Genomic DNA, 21602 nt, shown 5'->3' with positions numbered 1-21602 from the left:
CGAAAAATTATAACAATAATAGAATGAAGTGTATTGAATAATTAGTTTCACAATCATACATAAAACGCTAGGGGGATTATTATGAAATCAACATTTTTTGCTCAAAATAGAGAACGACTAACGAAAACATTACCAGACGAGTCTATTACTATTTTATTTGCTGGACAAGCACCTCAAATGTCAGCTGATGGACATTATAAGTTTGTGCCGAATCGAAATTTTTACTATGTAACAGGAATCGATGAGCCGAATGTTATTTTCATGTTGAAGAAGTTTGGAAATAGTGTAGAAGAAATACTTTTCATTGAAAAATCAGATCCAGTAATGGAAAAATGGGTTGGTAAAACAGTTTCTAGTGAAGAAGCAGAGAAAATTTCAGGTGTAAAGAAAGTTGTATATTTAGATAGCTTTGAAAAGACAATGTCAAATATACTTTTTACAGAAAATGCGAAGCACATATATTTAGATTTAGAGCGCCGAGAGTGGAATGGTACGGAGACAAAAGTTTTAACGTTTGCTAAACATATAAGAGAACAATACCCGCACGTAACAATTGGTAATGTATATCCGAATATTTGTGAATTACGAGTGTTTAAAACTGAAGAAGAAGTTGAAATTATTAAAGAAGCGATTGCTGTAACGAAAGATGGTATTTACAATGTGTTAAAAAATGCAAAAGCAGACATGATGGAATATGAATTAGAAGCTCATTTTGATTTTACACTGAAATCATCAGGTATTAAACACCATGCGTTTCATACAATTTTGGCGAGTGGTAAAAATGCCACAGTCCTGCATTATGAAGACAATGATGCACAAATTCAAAATGGTGATTTAGTACTGCTGGATTTAGGTGCTCAAAAAGACTATTACAACGCTGATATTAGTTATACATTCCCAGTAAGTGGAACATTCTCTAGTCGCCAAAAGCAAATATATAATATCGTGTTAAAAGCATTGAAAGAAACAACTGAACTTATTAAGCCAGGAGTAAAGTTTGCTGCATTAAATGAACATACAAAAAAGGTGCTAGCAGAAGAGTGTAAAGCAATTGGTTTAATTCAAGAAGACGAAGAGTTATCAAAATACTATTATCATGGAGTAAGTCATTTCCTTGGTTTAGATACGCATGATGTAGGAACATATAAAGATAGAGTGTTAGAAGAAGGTATGGTTATAACAATTGAACCTGGTCTTTATATTGAAGAAGAATCGATCGGCATTCGTATTGAAGATGATATTCTTGTAACGAAAGACGGACACGAAAACTTGTCAAAAGATATCATTAGAGAAGTTGAAGAGATTGAAGAGTTTATGAGTGAAAATAATGAAAATGTAAAAGGAAATCAAGCTGTAGTTAAATAATAAGAAAAAAGTCACCACTAATTGATTTGAACTCTACCTCGAATCGTGGACGATTAAAATCCATGATTCGGGATAGGGTTCTGTTTACCTTCGAAATACTAATCTTTAATTATTAACCCCAATAAGGTTGCAAACTGAACAGCTTGATATGTAGATACTTTACATCCTCTTAAATCGTTCACTGAAACTGTCAGTGTATCAAAATTAGAAGAACTAATATCTATTCCCTTCAGTGATGTCTGATCAAAATTAGCTTCGTCAAGGCTACAAAATTGGAATTCAACTTTTTTTAGTTTACAGTCAAAAAAATCTGCATTATTTAATGAAGTTTCATTGAAGATGATTTTTTCTAGTTTAGAATTTCCAAATGCAGCTAAGTTCAAAATGGAATTCTCAAATTTAACATTTCCTAAGCTAGATTCTGTAAAATTAACCCCGGTTAATTTACTGTTTTTAAATTCGACTCTGTGAACAGAAGAATTGCTTAAATTAACATTTGATAAATCGCAGTTTTCAAAACAAACATCTGTAATATCAATATTGCTAAAGTCTGTATTAGTGAACTTACAGTTTTTTATCACTGCATCATATAGTCGCACTCTATCCACCGATTCATTTTCGAAAGTGGAATCGATAATTTCACACATTTCTAACGTTGGATCTTCTTCATAAAAAATATCTTGAAAATTCTTTGAAGATAACTCTGGTGAAATTTTTGGTCTATCAATTTTCATAGTATATCAATCCTCTTCTTTTTGATATATAAGTGTAATTCAGGTTTAGTGAATTTCTGGAAGGAACATTAGTTCTCATTATACACAATCCTATGTTTTTTTGTGAAGAGCATTTTACTTACTTTTTATTTAAAAGCAGCCATGTGTTAGAACAGCTTTATGAATTGCAGTGGTTAGTGTTAATGTATATGTTGCTCATGCTCGAGCGAAGTTGAAGGATTATAATCGGGGAATGTTATGAATACCGAAACAATGATTACAACACTAATTGAAAGCAATAATAAAAAACGCCGGTGGATAAAGGTAGAAAAGGTTTCAGATAAAAGCTGAATCATACATGACATAGTTATCGTTATAGTAAGCAAAAGGCTAATGAACAATATACTATGGGCTTGTTGCGCATTTAGCATTTCTGTAATCATTGCTCCCATCATACTCGCCATTAATCCAGAGAACATTCCTTCTAAGGCAGTATATAGGTGAAAACGTAGACCAACTAAAAAACCGATACAACCACTAATTGAAATAGCAAGCAAAGTAGAATATAGTAATTCGCCTTTAAAGAGAATACCTAAATAAAAACCTATACTTAAGCCGAGACTCATACTAAAAGACATAATAAATACCATATACTCCATTAGGGTACCCTTGCGTTTAGAAATATATGATGTAATAAGAATTGAGATAGAGCAAAGAGTTAAGGCGGTTAATGTGTAAGCGAACATTATGATACCTCCCTGTCCTAGCGTTCATTTCATCATATGTTCATCTGGAGAGTACTTATGCTTATTTATATCTGCATATTATCTGCACATTTTATTAGAGGTGAGTTCGATATAATGTTCAAATAGTAATTTGTTCTTTTAGTAGGTGATGAGGATCTATAAAAAAGCATTACATCTCAATAATCATAGATCATATTAGTTACAGAGAGAAAAAGTATTATTACTTTGAGAGAAATATATAGTAAAAATGAATGGAAAGGATATTCCACTTTTGAACATCTTATTTGTGAATAAAAGGAGTTAGGATAGCAAGCAAGATAATGAAACAGAGCTTAATGATTTGTTTTTCGAACGATAATAAGGTGGTCGTAAGTTAAAACAATGTTGTATTCAGAGTTATTGCAAAGTTCATTTACAGCTTTGATAACTCCTGGAAACTGCTCAGTATAATCGTGAAAGAGAATGAATCCACCATTTACAACACGTGATACATAATGAGTGATGTCGTGTTTCACACTAGAATATTCATGATCACCATCAATAAATAAAGCAGCAATAGATTTAGGACAATCATCGTAAGCCTGTGTACTAAACTTTTTTATTGGAATAACAAAATCTTGTAGTCCGTGGTAATTTATGTTGAACTGAAATGAAGGATAATAACAATCAAGGAATGGATCAATAGCGTAGATTGGACGTTTTCTATTACTCAATAGAGAACTTCCCAGAGCTAAGGCAATTGTACTTTTTCCTTTATAGGAACCGATTTCAACTATCTCTCCGTCTAAGTGATCTAGCGCTGAAGGTAAGTGTAATAGAGCAAATTGCTCATGCGGCGATAACCAGCCTTCGGTATGCTCTATAATTGCTAATAAGTCGTGTATACTTACAAAATTTTTCATCATATCATCATCCTTTTCAAGTTTATAATAGCTTATGTTAGTAGAAAAAAAGTGATATGGTTGTAGAGTTTAACTTTTGTACAATTGAATTTACATTTATATTGTTTTAATTATAGGAGAAATAATATGTGAGTATCTCTATTGTGAACATATAAAGAATAAGCGTATAATATTATAGTTATCCCGTTACCCGGGGTAACCCGCGAATGATAAATAAGATTGCTGTTTTATCATCGCTTCTAAACATATATACAATGAAAGTAACACTGGAATACAGATAGGGAGTTATAAAATGAAATTAATTATTGCCGAGAAACCAGATCAAGGTTTGGCTCTTGTTTCACAGTTCAAATATCGCCGGAAAGATGGGTATTTAGAAGTAGAAGCGAATGAGTTATTTCCAAATGGAGCGTACTGTACATGGGCAATTGGTCATTTGACGCAGTTATGTAATCCAGAACATTATCACGCTGAATGGAAAAAATGGTCACTTAATACGTTACCTATGATTCCAGAACGTTTTCAATTTGAAGTAACAAAGTCGAAGTATAAACAATTTAACGTAGTGAAACAGCTGTTACATAATCCTCAGGTAACAGAAATTATTCACGCGGGCGATGCTGGGCGCGAAGGGGAATTGATTGTACGAAACATTATTAATCTTTGTAACGTGCAAAAGCCGATGAAACGACTTTGGATTTCCTCTTTAACGAAGCAAGCTATTTATCAAGGTTTTAAAAACTTACTCGATGAATCGGATACAATTAATACGTACTATGAGGCATATACAAGATCTTGCGCTGACTGGGTAGTTGGTATGAATGCATCACGCGTCTTTAGTATTTTGCTAAAGAAAAAAGGAATGAACGATGTATTTTCAGCTGGTCGTGTACAAACACCGACACTCGCATTGATTGTAAAGCGTGAGAAAGAAATTGAAAACTTTAAATCAGAGCCGTTTTGGGAAGTGTTCGCAACCTTTAATATAGAAGGAAAGAAGTATGAGGGGAAATGGGAAAAGGATAATGAATCTCGCTTAAAAGACCCTGATATGGCAAATAAAATTGCCGCATTTTGTCAAAATAAACCGGCGGTAGTAAAGGAAATGAAAACGGAGCGTAAAGAGTTTCAACCACCGCTTTTATTTAATTTATCATCACTACAAGCAACGGCAAATAAAGCATTTAAATTTTCACCGAAAAAGACGCTCGATATAACGCAAGCTTTATATCAAAAAGGGATTGTCTCTTATCCTCGTTCAGATTCCAACTATGTTACGCAAGGGGAAGCGGCAACGTTCCCGGATATTTTACAGAAGTTAAGTCAGTTTGATGAGTATAAAGGGTTATTACCAGCTCCAGTTGAATCGATTATGAATAACAAGCGTTATGTGAATGAAAAGAAAGTGACAGATCACTACGCAATTATTCCGACAGAGCAAGTTACAAACCCAAGCAGATTATCAGGTGATGAGAAGAAAATTTACGATATGATCGTAAGAAGACTCATTGCAGCACATTATGAAGTTGCAATCTTTGACTATACAACGATTGTAACTCTTGTAGATGAGCGTGCTGAATTCATTTCAAAAGGAAAACAGCAAATTCAAGAAGGTTGGCGTAAAGTTATTTTCCAAGACGATAAAGATGACGAAACAATTCTTCCAATTGTAGCTGAAGGTGAAGAAGGAAAAGTTGTAAAGGTAAAAGTGAAAGAAGGAAAAACACAGCCACCGAAGCGTTATACAGAAGGACAGCTTATTACGTTAATGAAAACGGCAGGTAAGTATTTAGAGAATGAAGAGCTGGAGAAAGTATTAAAGAAAACAGAAGGTTTAGGTACGGAAGCGACTCGTGCGGGTATTATTACAATGCTGAAAGACCGTAAATATATAGATGTGCAGAAAAACCAAGTGTATGCGACTGATAAAGGCAAAGTATTAATTACCGCAATCGGTGATAAAATACTAGCTTCACCGGAAATGACTGCAAAATGGGAACAACGTCTTGCAGAAATTGGGGAAGGTACAGCATCACCAGCTACATTTATGGAACAGACGAAAAAGTTATCAGCTAAAATTATAGAAGATGCGGTTGAAATGTCTGAGAAGTGGGATTTCACTGGATTACATGTTGAATCGATTGAACGAAAAGGCTCGAAATTTACAACAGGTAAAAAGGTTGGTAGCTGTAAAAAATGTGATGGCGATGTAATTGATAAATCTACGTTTTATGGCTGTTCTAATTACAACACGACACAATGTGACTTTACCATCTCAAAGAAGATATTAAGTAAAACAATCTCGCAAAAGAATATGACGAAGCTCTTAAAAGGTGAGAAGACTGATTTGATTAAAGGCTTTAAAAAAGGCGAGAAAACGTTTGATGCAAAATTAGAGTGGAAAGATAATAAGATTAATTTTGTGTTTGAGAATTAAGTAGTTTCAACAAATAAAAAATATGATAATTAAATTGTACCCTATAGAATAGATACTTAAAAAAGTCTATTCTATAGGGTATTTCTTTGAATAAGGAATGATTTTTATTTTGGGTATGAATAAAAATACAATAAAAATTTCTTCTTATTTGATAATTATTTATTGTAAAACAATAAATAATGTATTAAAATCATAATGAATGAGTGAGGTACTTTTATGGAAAAGGTAGCAACTTTGTTTTTAAATTAGAGGAGGTATAACTATGGACAGTAACAATTTGATTATTGAAAATATGGATAACCCTCATGAGTTGGAGAGAATGTATAGAAAAGACCCGAAAGCTTTTAAAAAGTCATTCTCACAAGCATGGGAACAAAATTCTAATTCTCAGGTTCTAGGTATTTGGTATGAAAGATTGCATTTCAAGGAGAAGGGGAATACAGAAAAAACAACTTTGTTTCAAAAAGGTTTCTTATTTATGGGCCTTTTGGCTATTCTAGCCGGTATAAGCACTAGAGTGATTTTTCACTTTGTCGAACAGGAAGCAATTGCTCCAATTAACTTGGCTTTTGGTGTAATTCCCTTTATTGCTGCTTATTTTATTTACAATAATACTCCGAAAAAAGGTATTATTTATTTCCTTGCAGCGTTCTTCCTGATTTCTGGGGTGTATCTTAATATGTTGCCATTAAATTATAAAGACAGCATTATCCTTGTTTATTTGCATCTACCTATATTGTTATGGGTCATGTTAGGGCTTGCGTTTACAGGGAATGAGTATTCAAAAGGTAGTACAAGATTAGCTTATATTAAATTTAATTTAGAATATTGTCTTCTCTATGCCAGCATGGCAGTGAGCGGAATGATACTAGCAGTATTGACGATGCGTTTATTTAGCTTTGTTGACTTGGATATAGGAGAATTCTATTTTAGTAATGTTGTTTTATTTGGAGCTGCCGCTCTCGCTATTGTGGCTGCATACTTAGTATTAATGAATCTTAAGTTTGCTAAAAATATTACACCATACATAGCTAAAATTTTTAGTCCGCTCGTGCTGATTACATTGTTGATCTATCTTATAACGGTTATATCGGTCGGGAAAAATCCATTCTTGGACCGCAATTTCCTAATGGCTTTCAACGGAATACTCCTTGGTGTATTGGCCGTTACCATATTTTCTATCGTTGAGAGTGACTCGGACGAGAAAAAGAGTATTTCAGATTATATAAACTTTGCCTTAATTGTTCTGGCGCTTATTATTGACACTGTTGCATTGTCAGCCATCGTATTCAGACTTTCTTCTTACGGGATTACACCTAATAGACTTGCTGTTTTAGGCGTAAACATACTAATCTGGGCAAATCTCATTTGGATTATGTTCTCCTATATGCGTTTTCTACAAAACAAATCAGGAACGACAGCTATCCAAGATGCCGTTACGAAGTATTTGCCAATCTACGGAATTTGGGCAGCTGTCGTTATATTTACTTTTCCTATAATGTTTAATTAGAAAGGGTTTGTTAATGTAACGAAAGGTCAATCTTCTATATCGTATAAAACTTTTAGAGTCGATCTATTTATTATAATTGGTGTTATTATGTTTGTAGTTTCGGTTATTTTACTTGTATTGATAAATAAGTATTGTATTTGATCTCTCCATAATAAAAAACGTCCCATTTTTGGGACGTTTTTTATTATGCGTATTGCTTTTTTTTCTTAATAAGCAATAAAAATTGTGAAACACAAGCAAGTACTGGCAACTCAATTAATGGTCCAATAACGAGTGCAAGTGCAATAAGAGGCTCGTCTGGAAAAGCTGTTACAGCTATAGCAAGTGCGACAGGTGAGTTTCTTGCTAACGTTGTTAAGTTTAGGCTTACTGTATCTTTATAAGATAAACTCATAATGCGTCCTATAAATTGCCCTAGTACAAAATTAATGATGAAGAACAATAGAACAGGAATCAGTAATAATAAAACAACATTCATGTTTTGTAGTAAATATTTACCTTGTGATGCAAACATCGCTACTATGGCTAAACTTAAAAATACAATTTGAGCAGAGCTGAAAAATGGAATGAGTTTATTCTCAAGTGTTTCAGCTTTTTTCATTTTATACATTATGAATTTTGTAGCGTGCGCAAGTAAAAATGGTAAGACGATTACGATAACAATACTTTCTATTAAAACAGAAACTGCTACTGTCTTCATTACACCTGCAAATAAAAATAAATAAACGGGTAACAGTAATACTTGTAAAATTAAATTTACAGGCAAAATCGCAGTGGAAAGTGCTACATTTCCTTTCGCTATTTCAGTAAAGATTAAGTACCAATCTGTACATGGAGTAACCATTAACATAATAAATCCAACCCAAAGTGCTGGGTGATCTGAAAGAAATAGTGCTCCTAACCCCCAAGCGAGTAAAGGTGTCCATAAAAAGTTAATGGTAAGGCTCGTTCCAGCGAATTTTAAATTACGGAATCCATTTTTTATTTCTTTCAATGGAATGCTGAGGAATAATCCATACAGCATGAAAAATAAGAAGGGGACAATAAAGTGCTCTGAATACATATGTATCAAATTAAATTGTCCGAGTACGATGCCGCATGTAACAGCAAAAAGAATAATAAAAGTTTGAATTTTTTCTATAGTGCTCATGAGTAAATCCTTTCTAAATATGAATTGCCCTCTCTACATCCATTATACAAACAATAAAGTTACAATGGGTCTTTTAATTGTATTGTAGTTTTTATTTTTAATTCGAGATATTATTTTTATTTAAAGTTACTTGACTAAAGTAAGTAACTGTATTACAATCACTTACATAAGGTAATTAAATAACAAAAAGTTTTTTGTGTTTGTACTTAAGGTATCTATTGGAACTTTTTAGTAGAATAAGAATTTTTATGATGATGAATAATGAATATGATAAGAAAGTTTAGGTGAAGAAAATGGGATTATTTAGCTCGTTATTTGGTAAAAAAGAAGAAAATACAAAAGTAGAGGGGAATAAAACAATGTCAAAAGTATTATTTGTAAAAGCAAACGATCGTCCAGCGGAGCAAGCAGTTAGTTCAAGAATGTATGAAACATTTGTAAGTGCTTATAAAGAAGCAAATCCAAATACAGAAGTGACAGAGTTAGATTTATTCGCACTAGATCTTCCTTATTACGGAAATGTCGCTATTTCAGGTGGATATAAACGTAGTCAAGGAATGGAGTTAACAGCAGAAGAAGAGAAGGCTGTAGCGACAGTAGATCAATACTTAAATCAGTTTTTAGAAGCTGATAAAGTTGTATTTGCATTCCCATTATGGAACTTTACAGTGCCAGCACCATTAATTACGTATATTTCATACCTTTCTCAAGCGGGAAAAACGTTTAGATATACAGCAAATGGTCCAGAAGGTTTAGCTGGTGATAAGAAAGTCGTTGTATTAGGTGCTCGTGGTTCAGATTACTCTTCAGAGCAAATGGCTCCTATGGAAATGGCAGTTAATTATGTAACAACTGTGCTTGGGTTCTGGGGAATTACAAATCCAGAAACAGTTGTAATTGAAGGACACAATCAATATCCAGATCGTTCACAACAAATTGTTGAAGAAGGTTTAGAGAACGTTAAGAAAGTAGCAGCGAAATTTTAATTGATAGTAAATGTAAAAAACCAACATGGATGACTATGTTGGTTTTTTAGTCTATTTCTGTGTCAAAAAATGTATATTTATAAAATAAAAGAAAAGTTTGAAAATAGTATTGCAAAATATTATATTTCAAACTATAATGAGTTCAAGAATAGTTGATACTTAAGTTGAAAATTCAGAAAATTCAATTAGTTAAAAATGGAAATGAGATAAAAGGATCGAAATGGAGGTTATATTATGACGAACAAAGTACCGTTTTCGTTCATAGTAGTTATTGGGTTAATGTTATTCGCACTATTTTTTGGGGCAGGAAATTTAATTTTCCCAGCTATGCTCGGTCAATCGGCAGGAGAAAATGTATGGATTGCTAACGCTGGATTTTTAGTAACTGGTGTTGGATTACCATTACTAGGTGTACTAGCATTTGGTTTTTCGGGTAAAGATGATTTACAGTCATTAGCAAGTCGTGCTCATCCAGTGTTCGGGATTGTGTTTACAACAGTTTTATACTTGGCGATTGGCCCGTTATTTGCAATACCAAGAACAGGAAATGTTTCTTATGAAATTGGTCTTAAACCGTTTATTCCAGAGGGATTAGGTTCTACATCTTTAATTCTTTTCACAATTGTATTCTTTAGCATCACTTGTTTTTTTTCGCTAAATCCTGCGAAAATTGTCGATATTGTTGGAAAAATCTTAACGCCAATTAAGTTAACTTTCATCGGTATTTTAGTAATCGTTGCATTTATACATCCGATTGGAGATATGCAAGCACCAGTGGAAGCTTATACATCACATGCATTCTTTAAAGGGTTCCAAGAAGGATACTTAACAATGGACACGCTTGCATCATTCGTATTCGGAATCATCATCATTAATGCAATTAAAGAAAAAGGTGCGAAAACGAAAACGCAAATTATGGTCGTTTGTGCAAAAGCGACAATCATTGCAGCATCTATTTTAGCAATTATCTATACAGCTCTTTCTTATATGGGTGCTTCAAGTGTTGCAAAGCTTGGACATTTAGAGAACGGCGGAGAAGTATTAGCGAAAGTTTCTAACTACTATTTTGGATCATATGGCGGAGTATTATTAGGATTAATGATTACAGTAGCGTGTTTAACAACTAGTGTGGGACTTGTATCAGCATGTTCTTCATTCTTCCATAAGTTATTCCCAAATGTTCCTTACAAAGCAATTGCAATCATGCTATGTGTATTTAGTGCGATTGTTGCAAACGTAGGATTAACACAATTAATCGCAGTTTCTGTTCCAGTATTAACAGCAATTTATCCACTAGCAATCGTACTGATTTTCTTAACATTCTTCCATTCATTATTCAAAGGAAGAGCTGAAGTTTATCAAGTGAGCTTAATCGTAACATTTATTATCAGTTTATTCGATGGATTAAGTACAGCTGGAGTTAACATTGAAGTAGTAAATCAAGTGTTTACTAAACTCCTTCCGATGCAGGAAGTAGGATTAGGCTGGATCTTCCCAGCGATTATTGGTGGATTTATCGGATACGGTATTAGCGTTTTAAAAGCAAAAAATCAAGTTCAACCAGCAGCAAATGCGAATAAGAAAATAAGTTAAATGAAAAAAGTTATAGAATTTGTTTCTATAACTTTTTTTGTTACTATTAATAAGGAAAGAAAAATAAAGTAGTAGGGGAAAAGTACATGAAAAAAACAATTGATCATATCGGAATCGCAGTTCGTGATATAGATAGTACGATACGTTTTTATGAAACGGTTTTGGCAGGAACTTTAATAGACCGTTACATAAGTGAAGCGCCAGGTGTTGAAAGTGAGGTAGCCATTCTTGAAGTAGATGGTGATAGAGTGGAATTACTTGCACCTACAAATAATACGACATCTCCAATCGCACGATTTATTAAACAAAAGGGTAAAGGTGTACATCACGTTGCATACCGAGTAGATGATTTAGATGTAGCTTTAGAGGAATTGAAAGAACAAGGTATTCGAACGTTAGAACATACACTTCGAATAAATAAACATGGTAGACGATTAATTTATCTTAACCCGGCGGATACGGAAGGGACAATTATTGAGTATTGTGATTATCCGGAAGAAAAATAAAAGAAGCGTATTTTTATGGAAGGTGTTACGTACGAATGTAACACCTTTTTATTTATCCCGCTTTAATGGGCAGTAAGACCCCCACCTCAAAATTCAGCGAAAGCAAAGAAGTGAGGTGGGGGATCAACTGCCCATAAAAGTCCGATTGGTGAAGGCTAATAATCAGTGGGGATGCCCTCTCTGCTGATTAAAGTTTCACTTTATGTATTTTTCAATGAAAGTATTTGGGGAATTTGAATATATATTGTGAGAGGCTATCCGCTATCTTATAGAAGTGGGTATAAGCAAAAGGGCAGCCTGTAACCAACTATTTATTTTTGTGCAATACATAATATAAAAAGTGAATTTGATGTATTGGAGAGTGGTTATCTGTGGGGAGTTCACATGGTGCTGAAGATTTCAACGTATTATTTGTTACATCTAGCGTTCCTGTATATTTCCCGGTATTAGAGGAAGCTATATATAATAGTTTGAAAAAGGCAGTTGGAACTGTAACGATGGTAACATACGAAAACTTGGTGAAAACAGCTTTAAAGATAAAACCATCTCTCATTATTGTCTTCCACGGTTTTGAAAAAGGGATAAGTAAAGGGATTCAACAATTAAAACAATATAACTTTAAGACTGCGCTTTGGCTTACAGATGATCCTTACTTTACAGATGTAACGAAATACTTAGTTCTTGATTATGATTATATTTTTACGCAAGATACAGGATGTATTGATTTTTATAAAAATTTAGGCTGTGAGAATGTATTTTATTTGCCTCTAGCGGCAGACCCCCCTATATATACGCCGTTACTGAGGGAAGAGGAATATCTATTTGATATTAGTTTCATAGGGACCGCTTTTGAAAATCGGCTTGCTTTTATTGATTCCATTTCAGAGTATTTAGTGACGAAAAACACTTTAATTATAGGGTGTAATTGGGATAAACTAAAGAGTTATGAGTTGTTGAAAGATAAGATTGTCCTTTTACCATTTTTAATGTATGAGAATAATGTGGAATATTATAAAAAAAGTAAAATTAACATAAATATACATCGCTCGATAGAGGATGTAACATTTAATAGAAATAGAGTGAAAATAAATGCTTGTTCCGTTAATAATCGTACATTCGAAATAGCTAGTACAGGTTCTTTTCAAATAACGGATATTCGTGCTGATTTGGAAAAGTGTTATATTCCTGGGGTGCAAATTGAGACGTTTACCTCATCGATTGATTTTATAGAGAAAGCAGAAAAATATTTAACGAATCCAGCGCAGCGAAATAAAATTGCGATGGCAGGATTTAAGAGAACGCTAACCGAACATACTTATGATAAAAGGGTAAAACAGTTGTTAGAAATAATTGAAATGAACCATAAAAATTAAAGTACTCGAACGTTTGAGCATACACTTAGAATGAAAAAGCATGATAGATGATTTATTATCTTAACCTAGCAGATACAGAAGAGAAATATAATAAGGGTGTTTTTGGAAAAGGTGTTACGTAATAACGTAACACCTTTTTATTTATGTATTTCACATTTTCTTCACAAATGATTCACGAGAACTTTTCTCCTTTGGGAACTTACATAAATATATTTTATGATATAATAACAATCGACTTTAAAAATGTAAGTTGTATTAATGTGAGTAGTAACTATTAAATTAAAAGTATAGAGGTGAAGGGGAAATAGAGTATTGCACTATATAGAAAGTTATACTTAACCATATTAATATTTTGATGAGAAATCGAAATCAGCAGTAAAAGTATTGGGAGTGTAGTAACGAAGAGGAAAGAAGTGAAATAAGCGTGAAAGTAATGAAAAGGTTAGGAGCATGGCTATTAATTGCGTGCGTGTGTATCATATTGATACCAAAAAGCGTATCTGCTCATGCATATGTGGTGAAATCCAATCCTACTGAAAATGAAACGTTGAAGAAAGCGCCATCTGTTGTGAAAATTGAATTCGATGAGGATATACAAGTTTCACGTTTTAATACATTATTTGTAAGAGATTCCTCAGGTAAAAGAGTGGATTTGAAAGATGCTCATATTGATAAACGTAATAAAAAAATATTAGAAGCTGGGTTAAAAGAGAATCTCAAAAATGGTCTTTACTCAATTCAGTGGAAGGCTATTTCAGCTGATGGCCATCCAATTCAAGGAGTTATCCCGTTTCGTGTTGGATTAGCGGAAGCGGGAGCAGACGATGTACAAGTAGAAGAGATGGGCTATGTCCCGCAAATTGATATGATTATGGAACGCGGGATTCTATATACAAGTTTCTCGTTATTTTTAGGCGTGCTATTCTTTAATCTTGTTATGTATAAAGGGAGTGCAGCCTTAGTTCGATTAAAGAGTAAGAAAATAATATGGATTTCATTATTGGGGATATTCATTAGTTTACTATTCAACCTACCGTTGCAAGCAAAAATGAATGCGGATGTTTCGTGGCTAGAGGCATTTGATCCTTTCTTATTAAAAGAAACATTACAGCTTTCTGTTTTTGGTTATGTATGGATTACTCAAATGGCTCTTATTAGTACGCTTATACTAGTTACATACTTTGCGGTGAAGCGTGAGAAGTTATCGTCATTTAAAGTATGGAGCATTCCAATACTATTGTTTACGGGGCTGCTTGTTATGAAAGCTTTAAATAGTCATGCGTATGGTTTGAAGTTTAAAGGCATTGCTGTTGTTATGGATTTTCTGCATTTATTTGCAGCGTCATTATGGATTGGCGGTCTATCATCAATTATTCTTCTTTTACGTAAAGAGGATGATAAGTGGACTAAGTATTGGGATGCAATTAAGCGTTTTTCACCGTGGGCAACAGGTGCTGTCATAGTAATTGTAATAACAGGTCTTTTTAATAGTACATTTTTTATTCCTACGATCCATTCACTATTTGATACGAAGTATGGATTAGCCTTATTAGCAAAGATACTTTTATTCGTTTGCATGGGAATATTGGGGATCGTGCATTATGTGAAGGGAAGAATGCGGGCGCAGCAAAGGTTAGGAGCTACGGTGAAAGTAGAATTTATCATAGGAATTATCGTTTTCATAATCGTAGCTTTTATGACAAACGTACAAACACCGCCGATGCCTCCTACTGGACCTTTTACAGAGAGCAAGCAATTAAATAATGGATATGAACTTACTCTACAGGTAAGTCCTAATAAGGTAGGACAAAATATATTTCATATTACTTTAAAGGATGAGAATGGACAGCCTATTACTGATATGGAACAAATTGTATTGACGACTCAATCGTTAGATATGAACATGGGCAAAGGTTCATTTAAAGCTTCAGCTGTTTCACCAGGAGAATATGAAGCGGAAGGTATGTATATTAACATGACAGGAAACTGGAATATACATGTACATGGATTAACAAAATCTCTTGATAGCTTCGATACAGATTATAAATTTATTGTAGGTGGCAGATAAAGAGATGTTTATAGATGAAAAGGAGTTAATAGAAAATGAAACGTATTAAAAAATTAGGAACAACAATGATAGCAACAATCATTGCAATGGGGATTTTTTCGTTACCTGTTAGTGCTCACGTAACTGTGAAACCAGCAACTTCAGATGTTAACTCTTGGGAGACTTATACGATAAAAGTACCAGTTGAAAAGAATGTGGCAACGACAAAAGTCACGCTGAAAATACCAGCTGGCGTCGAGTTTCAACAGTATGAACCGGTGCCAGGATGGAAAGTGGAAGAGAAAAAAGATACAGATGGAAAAGTTAAAACTGTAGTATGGGAAGCAACAGGAGAAGGGATTTTGCCTGGTCAGTTTCAACGATTTACTTTCGTCGCTAAAAATCCAAATAAGGAACAAAAAATAGCTTGGGATGCATATCAACAATATACAGATGGAGAAATTGTTGAATGGACAGGCGATGAGAAAGCGGAGAAACCACATTCACTTACTGCAATTACAAAAGGTACATCATTAACAGGAGAACATGGAGAAGTGTCTAGTATTGAAAAAAATGAGAGTACAAGTAATATGACAACGATAGCAATTGTCTTATCTATTTTAGCGATTGTATCGTCGGTGGGAATGTGTGTGTTTGTCGGACGTCGTAAAAAATAAGGTAAGAAAAAGAGCCTACAAGCAGTAGGCTCTTTTTCTAGATTGTGGAGAAGACTTTTCAGCAGCCAGAAAAGGTGTTACGTAAAACATGGAACTGGTAATCAAGTATGTCTAATTATTACGTATACGTTGTTCTGTATCAATATCGAAAAAATGAGCTTTAGTTAAACTAAAAGCTAACGGAATTTTATCAGTCGCTTTAATTTCGGAACGGGCATTGATTCGTGCAATAAAGTTTTGGTTCGCAAGTTTACCATGAATCATCGTTTCAGCACCTAATAATTCAGCAACTTCTACTGTAATTTCGACTGTGGATTCAGGAGAAGCTTGAAGAACAATTGGTTCATCATGAATGTCTTCAGGACGAATACCGAGTATGATTGATTTTCCATTATACCCCTGTTTGTTTAATGTTTTTAGTAGACCATCGGGTACTTTGAAGCGAATATTTTCTATATTAAAATATTTATCTTGTAATGTTCCAGTAAAGAAATTCATAGCTGGAGAACCAATGAATCCGCCAACAAAAATGTTTTCAGGATTATCATATACTTCTTTTGGGGTACCAATTTGCTGAATGAGTCCATCTTTCATAACGACTAGTCGCGATGCCATTGTCATTGCTTCTGTTTGATCATGTGTCACATATATAGTGGTCGTGTTTAAACGACGATGAAGTTTAGAGATTTCGGAGCGCATACTTACGCGTAATTTTGCGTCTAAATTGGATAGAGGCTCGTCCATTAAAAATATTTTTGCGTCACGAACGATAGCTCTTCCTAGCGCAACACGTTGTCGTTGTCCACCTGATAATGCTTTTGGTTTTCGTTTTAAGTAATCTTCAAGCCCTAATATTTTCGCTGCCTCATTTACACGGTGATCAATTTCAGCTTTTGGGAGTTTTCGTAGTTTCAAGCCAAAAGCCATATTCTCATAAACAGACATATGTGGATATAATGCGTAATTCTGAAATACCATTGCAATGTTGCGATCTTTTGGAGCAACATCATTCATGCGCACTCCATCAATATAAAATGAACCATCAGAAATGTCTTCAAGCCCAGCAATCATACGTAGAGTTGTTGATTTTCCACATCCAGAAGGTCCAACAAATACGATAAACTCTTTATCTTCAATATGTAAATTAAAATCAGAAACAGCAGTCGTTTTATTATCATAAACTTTAAAAATATGATCTAATACAAGTTCTGTCATGATTACTCACTCCTCCTTATAATTAATTGAATTATAAGATTATTATAAGCGCAGGTAAATTGGCATGGTGCACAAAAGAATGAGAGTTTTTTTATACAAGTTTACGAAATATCCAATGAAAGAAAAGCCATATAAACTGTTACTGCACCTTCAAAAGTTTTTATATTAATTCCTGTCTTTTCAATGAATTTATCAATTCGATATTGTAAAGTATTACGATGTAAATATAATTGTTTCGCTGCAAGTGATACATTTAAATTACATTGGAAGAATACTTTAACACTATCTATTAGCTCCTTGTTATTAGAAATAGGTGCTAATAATTGATTCGTGTATTTTGCTCTTTCTTCTTTTGGTAATGAAATCATTAATTGATAAGGAAGTAGTTGTTCAATGTGTATAATTTTTTGCGATAAATAGGGAGAAAGAACATAAAATAAATTTCGCTCCCATTGATATAGTCGAGCAATTTCATTTGTTTGTGTATAGTGTCTGCCCATAAAAAAGGATAGAGATATAAAAAAATCTGTTTCTAGTGTATCAAGGGCTGCCTGCAATACAGATTCAGGTATATTTTCTTCTAAGATGAGGGCGCCAGTTTGAGAGGTTTCCCATATTGTTGTAGTGGTGAAAGGAAACATAGACTGTAAAGCGTATTGAAATTCTTCTCTTTCTACTATAGGTCGCGTTGTGAAGAAGTGTAAAAAACGAACCGATACTATAGGGGTGTATTTATTTTTATATAATACTGCATACCATGATTTTTCTTTTTCAGTTTCATAAAATGTATCAGTATGAATAGGTGTTAAGATGGATGAAAGCAATAAATGTTCCTTTTTATGTAATCGAGTTTTTCGAATCCCTATCTTATGCTCTTCAACCAAAAACCAGCTATAATCCTCAGACAACACGGCTTCATTAATCTTTATATCTTCACCATAATATGCTTTTAATTTTTGAATCATAGGAACACCACATTTCTAAAATAATAGTAACAATACGTCCGAGATTTATAGATTTATCGCAGGTGTATTTAATTTTTTGCATTGAAATCCGTTTTATTTTTGTTAGAGTTTATAGTATTTCTATATTGTGAAGGAGATAGCTTCGTTTCTCGTTTAAAAGATTGAGAAAAGAATGATTGGGAAGAAAATCCTGTAATTGTTGAAATATTGGAAATTGGATAGTTGGTAGTTTCCAACAATAGTTTGCTTTCTCTAATCCGAATTTGAATTAAGTATTCAATAGGTGAAACCCCGGCAAATTTCCTAAAGGAATGCGCGAGATAATATTTATTGATATGACTGACTTTTGCTAATGTATCCAGGCTGATATTTTCGCGGAAATGCTGCTTAATATAATTTTTTATGAATTCAATATCTTTATTGATTTTTTGAGTAGAGGTTTTCTCCACGTTAAAAGCTTTTTTTCTCATCATTTTAAGCAACAAAATTTCTAAAATGTCTTGCATAATCAACTCATAATCTTCCTGATGATTTTCCGCTTCTTCAAGCAATTGCTCAAGGTAAAAGAGAAAGGTATTTTTCTCCTGTTTATAATTGTAAATAGTGATTTGACCCGGATTTTCTGTAGATGAAAAGGAGAGACCTTGAATACCAAGTGCAATATATTCGAGTGGGTGATCGGTATCAGACTTTTCCGTGTGCTCGACATTCGGGTTGATGATAATCAAATCATGCTCTTTCACGGGGACTTCTTCTTTGTAAAAGATAAAAGTTCCTTTGCCTTTGGTAATATACAATAGCTCTGTAAAGTGATGCGCATGGTTGGTACTATGCCAATCTTTATCGTATTTTGATTTTGTTACATAAAGCAGTTTTACTGGAAGATGACCTCTTTGAGATTGCGGAATCTCATACACCTCATTGGACAAATGACTCCCTCCTTCATAGTCTTTTTATCTATTATTATAATGATTTTAGGGAAATATTAAACAAAAAGCAAGATATCTAAAAAACAGAACAAGATGTGTGTTGTGAAAGCGTTATCTATTCTGTATTCTTGAGTTATGAAAGGAAGATTAGGAGATGGGGGTAAGATAAAGATGAAAAAAAAGTTTTTGTTATCTGGAATGACAGCTTTGTTATCTCTTAGTTTAATAGCCTGCCAGGGTAATACTACAAAAGTTGATAACTCTACGGGCGGTAAAGGATCCAGTAAAAAACAAACCCTTCATGTGGCAACACTTGAATCGGCTTATGGTAAAGAGATGTGGACCAAAGTAATTGAAGCATATGAAGCTGCTAATCCAAAAGTCGATGTTGAATTGACGGTGGATAAAAATCTTGAGGATGTCATCGGTTCGAATATGAAAGCAGGAAACTATCCGGATGTAGTGTTATTGGCAACCGGAAGAAAACAAGCACTGACAGAAACATTGATTAAAGATAAAGCATTAGAAGACATTACCGATGTTTTTGATAAGAACGTTTATGGTGAAGATGTCAAAGTCAAAGATAAGTTGGTACCAGGACTTACTGGTACACCTGCAACTAATCCTTATAACGATGGCAAAACTTATATGGCACCGATGTTCTATAGTCCAACCGGATTATTCTATAATGCCAGCTTATTCAAGGAAAAAGGTTGGGAAGTACCGAAAACTTGGGACGAAATGTGGGCTTTGGGCGATAAAGCGAAAGCAGAAGGGATTTCTTTATTTACTTATCCGACCACTGGCTACTTTGATACATTCTTCTACTCTTTACTATTAGGGGTGGGTGGACCTGAATTATACAATAAAGCTATGAAATATGGAGATGGCGTCTGGGAAACTTCTGAAGCAACAAAAGCCTTTGAAATTATCGGAAAATTAGGAAAATATACAGAACCAACAACTGTTGCTAATGCAAATGATAAAGATTACAAGAAGAATCAACAATTGATTCTTGATAACAAAGCATTGTTTATGCCAAATGGTACGTGGGTTGTTGGTGAAATGAAAGAAGCGCCTCGATCTAAAGGTTTTGAATGGGGCATGATGGCTTTACCGACAATTGATGCTAATAGCGACCGTTATGCATTTACTTTCTTTGAACAAATGTGGATTCCTTCGGCAGCTAAAAATAAACAAGCTGCTAAAGATTTCATGACGTTTGTGTATTCGGATAAAGCAGTTGAAATTTTTGCGGAATCTAGTGCGATTCAGCCTATCAAAGGCCTTTCTAATAAGCTAACAGGCGAAAATAAATCATTCTATAGTATTTATGATAATGGAGTGAAAGTCGGGGTAGGTGGATTTGCTGCAACGAAAGCCGTTGAAGGTGTAAGTATGCCAGATACATTATTTAGATCGATTGACAGCGTTATTTCTGGTGATAAAAAGGTGAAAGATTGGCAAAGCTCTGTTGAAAAAGTGAGTGACCAGTTACGGTCTGCATTAAAATAAATTAGTTTATTAGTTTTCACTACATATAATGGTGAACGGCTAGTTTCACCATTATATTTATTAATTGAGGTGATGGCATGAATAAGACAACAGAAAAAAGAATTTTTATTTTTGTGAGCACTGCACCCGCACTAATCCTGTTAGCTATTTTTATGATTGTTCCTACAATTGAGGTATTCAGAATGTCCTTATATAAGTGGGGAGGATTTTCTAATAATAAGGTATTTGTTGGGCTCGATAACTTCAAAATTTTATGGAATGATATGAACTTCTTTCGATCTCTCCAAAACAGTATTGTATTGATTGTTATCGTTACACTTATCACCATGGTGCTGGCGATCTTGTTTGCCACTTTGTTAACGAGAGAAAAGATAAAAGGTAAGAGTTTATTCCGAATTATTTTCTACATCCCTAATATCTTATCTGTTGTGGTCATCTCGGGGATATTTTCGGCAGTTTATGATCCAACCACAGGTTTGTTGAATAATTTGCTTGCTTTGTTTAACCTTGAGAACCTTCAAAAAATGTGGCTCGGTAATCAAAAAATTGCCATATACAGCATCGGCGGAGCACTCATTTGGCAAGCCGTTGGTTACTATATGGTCATGTATATGGCGGCGATGGCGAGTATCCCGGAAAGTTTTTATGAAGCATCTTCTTTGGAAGGCGCTGGACGAATCAGACAATTTTTCAGTATTACCTTACCGTTAATTTGGAATAACATGCGGACGACGTTAACTTTCTTCGTTATTAGTACGATTAACTTAAGTTTTCTTCTTGTCCAAGCGATGACCGGCGGCGGACCCGACGGATCGACGGAAGTGTTTTTAAGTTACATGTATAAGCAGGCTTACACCAATTCTTCTTACGGTTACGGTATGGCTATTGGAGTGGTCATTTTCCTATTCTCATTTGCATTATCTGCGATTATCAGCCGTGTTACTAAAAGGGAAGTGTTGGAGTATTAAGGAGG

At 34.0% G+C, this 21602-nt stretch carries 18 protein-coding genes; 11 read left to right on the top strand and 7 right to left on the bottom strand.

Going from position 1 to position 21602, the window contains the following annotated elements:
- Positions 1-81 precede the first annotated feature (81 nt).
- Complete coding sequence (locus tag EUC40_RS16850) at positions 82-1365, top strand: aminopeptidase P family protein (protein ID WP_156576062.1); 1284 nt, start codon at positions 82-84, stop codon at positions 1363-1365.
- A 98-nt stretch (positions 1366-1463) separates the two neighbouring features.
- On the opposite strand, the gene EUC40_RS16845 is transcribed toward EUC40_RS16850, so the two are convergent.
- The 3 genes from EUC40_RS16845 to EUC40_RS16835 all read right to left on the bottom strand — a co-directional run bounded on the left by EUC40_RS16845 (position 1464) and on the right by EUC40_RS16835 (position 3726).
- Complete coding sequence (locus EUC40_RS16845) at positions 1464-2099, bottom strand: pentapeptide repeat-containing protein (protein WP_071712451.1); 636 nt, start codon at positions 2097-2099, stop codon at positions 1464-1466.
- 179 nt (positions 2100-2278) lie between these two features.
- The gene (locus EUC40_RS16840; protein WP_156576061.1) at positions 2279-2824 is read right to left on the bottom strand and encodes a hypothetical protein; all 546 of its coding nucleotides are present in this window, start codon (positions 2822-2824) and stop codon (positions 2279-2281) included.
- Between the two features lie 332 nt (positions 2825-3156).
- Positions 3157-3726, bottom strand: coding sequence for a class I SAM-dependent methyltransferase (locus EUC40_RS16835; protein WP_156576060.1), 570 nt, complete (start codon positions 3724-3726; stop codon positions 3157-3159).
- A 292-nt stretch (positions 3727-4018) separates the two neighbouring features.
- Between EUC40_RS16835 and topB the strand changes: the two genes are divergently transcribed.
- Both topB and EUC40_RS16825 read left to right on the top strand, forming a co-directional pair.
- Positions 4019-6163 (top strand): DNA topoisomerase III, encoded by a 2145-nt coding sequence (gene topB / locus EUC40_RS16830; RefSeq protein ID WP_156576059.1) that lies wholly within the window; start codon positions 4019-4021, stop codon positions 6161-6163.
- 262 nt (positions 6164-6425) lie between these two features.
- Positions 6426-7673, top strand: coding sequence for a DUF4153 domain-containing protein (locus EUC40_RS16825; protein WP_156576058.1), 1248 nt, complete (start codon positions 6426-6428; stop codon positions 7671-7673).
- Positions 7674-7857: 184 nt separating this feature from the next.
- Here the strand turns inward: EUC40_RS16825 and EUC40_RS16820 are convergent, their stop codons facing one another.
- Positions 7858-8823 carry an arsenic resistance protein gene (locus EUC40_RS16820; RefSeq protein WP_156576057.1) on the bottom strand — a complete coding sequence of 322 codons (966 nt, stop codon included), beginning with the start codon at positions 8821-8823 and terminating at the stop codon, positions 7858-7860.
- Positions 8824-9116: 293 nt separating this feature from the next.
- Between EUC40_RS16820 and EUC40_RS16815 the strand changes: the two genes are divergently transcribed.
- The 6 genes from EUC40_RS16815 to EUC40_RS16790 all read left to right on the top strand — a co-directional run bounded on the left by EUC40_RS16815 (position 9117) and on the right by EUC40_RS16790 (position 16005).
- Positions 9117-9809 carry an FMN-dependent NADH-azoreductase gene (locus EUC40_RS16815; RefSeq protein ID WP_156576056.1) on the top strand — a complete coding sequence of 231 codons (693 nt, stop codon included), beginning with the start codon at positions 9117-9119 and terminating at the stop codon, positions 9807-9809.
- A gap of 234 nt (positions 9810-10043) precedes the next feature.
- Positions 10044-11402 carry a branched-chain amino acid transport system II carrier protein gene (gene brnQ, locus EUC40_RS16810; RefSeq protein WP_156576055.1) on the top strand — a complete coding sequence of 453 codons (1359 nt, stop codon included), beginning with the start codon at positions 10044-10046 and terminating at the stop codon, positions 11400-11402.
- An 86-nt stretch (positions 11403-11488) separates the two neighbouring features.
- Positions 11489-11908 (top strand): VOC family protein, encoded by a 420-nt coding sequence (locus EUC40_RS16805; RefSeq protein WP_071712472.1) that lies wholly within the window; start codon positions 11489-11491, stop codon positions 11906-11908.
- 371 nt (positions 11909-12279) lie between these two features.
- Positions 12280-13281, top strand: coding sequence for a CgeB family protein (locus tag EUC40_RS16800; RefSeq protein ID WP_156576054.1), 1002 nt, complete (start codon positions 12280-12282; stop codon positions 13279-13281).
- Between the two features lie 418 nt (positions 13282-13699).
- Positions 13700-15349 carry a copper resistance CopC/CopD family protein gene (locus EUC40_RS16795; protein ID WP_156576053.1) on the top strand — a complete coding sequence of 550 codons (1650 nt, stop codon included), beginning with the start codon at positions 13700-13702 and terminating at the stop codon, positions 15347-15349.
- Positions 15350-15384: 35 nt separating this feature from the next.
- The gene (locus EUC40_RS16790) at positions 15385-16005 is read left to right on the top strand and encodes a YcnI family copper-binding membrane protein (RefSeq protein WP_156576052.1); all 621 of its coding nucleotides are present in this window, start codon (positions 15385-15387) and stop codon (positions 16003-16005) included.
- Positions 16006-16116: 111 nt separating this feature from the next.
- On the opposite strand, the gene EUC40_RS16785 is transcribed toward EUC40_RS16790, so the two are convergent.
- The 3 genes from EUC40_RS16785 to EUC40_RS16775 form a co-directional block, all read right to left on the bottom strand.
- Complete coding sequence (locus EUC40_RS16785) at positions 16117-17220, bottom strand: ABC transporter ATP-binding protein (protein WP_156576051.1); 1104 nt, start codon at positions 17218-17220, stop codon at positions 16117-16119.
- 101 nt (positions 17221-17321) lie between these two features.
- The gene (locus EUC40_RS16780) at positions 17322-18185 is read right to left on the bottom strand and encodes a PucR family transcriptional regulator (RefSeq protein WP_156576050.1); all 864 of its coding nucleotides are present in this window, start codon (positions 18183-18185) and stop codon (positions 17322-17324) included.
- Between the two features lie 68 nt (positions 18186-18253).
- Positions 18254-19114 (bottom strand): AraC family transcriptional regulator, encoded by an 861-nt coding sequence (locus EUC40_RS16775; protein ID WP_128854967.1) that lies wholly within the window; start codon positions 19112-19114, stop codon positions 18254-18256.
- Between the two features lie 171 nt (positions 19115-19285).
- Here EUC40_RS16775 and EUC40_RS16770 point away from each other — a divergent pair, with 171 nt between their 5' ends.
- Positions 19286-20629: a carbohydrate ABC transporter substrate-binding protein gene (locus EUC40_RS16770; RefSeq protein WP_156576049.1), complete on the top strand. Its 1344-nt coding sequence runs from the start codon at positions 19286-19288 to the stop codon at positions 20627-20629.
- A 77-nt stretch (positions 20630-20706) separates the two neighbouring features.
- Positions 20707-21597, top strand: a complete 891-nt coding sequence (locus tag EUC40_RS16765) for a carbohydrate ABC transporter permease (RefSeq protein ID WP_001044590.1) — start codon at positions 20707-20709, stop codon at positions 21595-21597.
- Positions 21598-21602: the final 5 nt, after the last annotated feature.

The sequence above is a fragment of the Bacillus luti genome (assembly GCF_009739945.1).
GTDB lineage: Bacteria > Bacillota > Bacilli > Bacillales > Bacillaceae_G > Bacillus_A > Bacillus_A luti.
The sequence above is the reverse complement of the archived record's forward strand: the minus strand, read 5'-3'. Positions and strand labels throughout refer to the sequence as shown.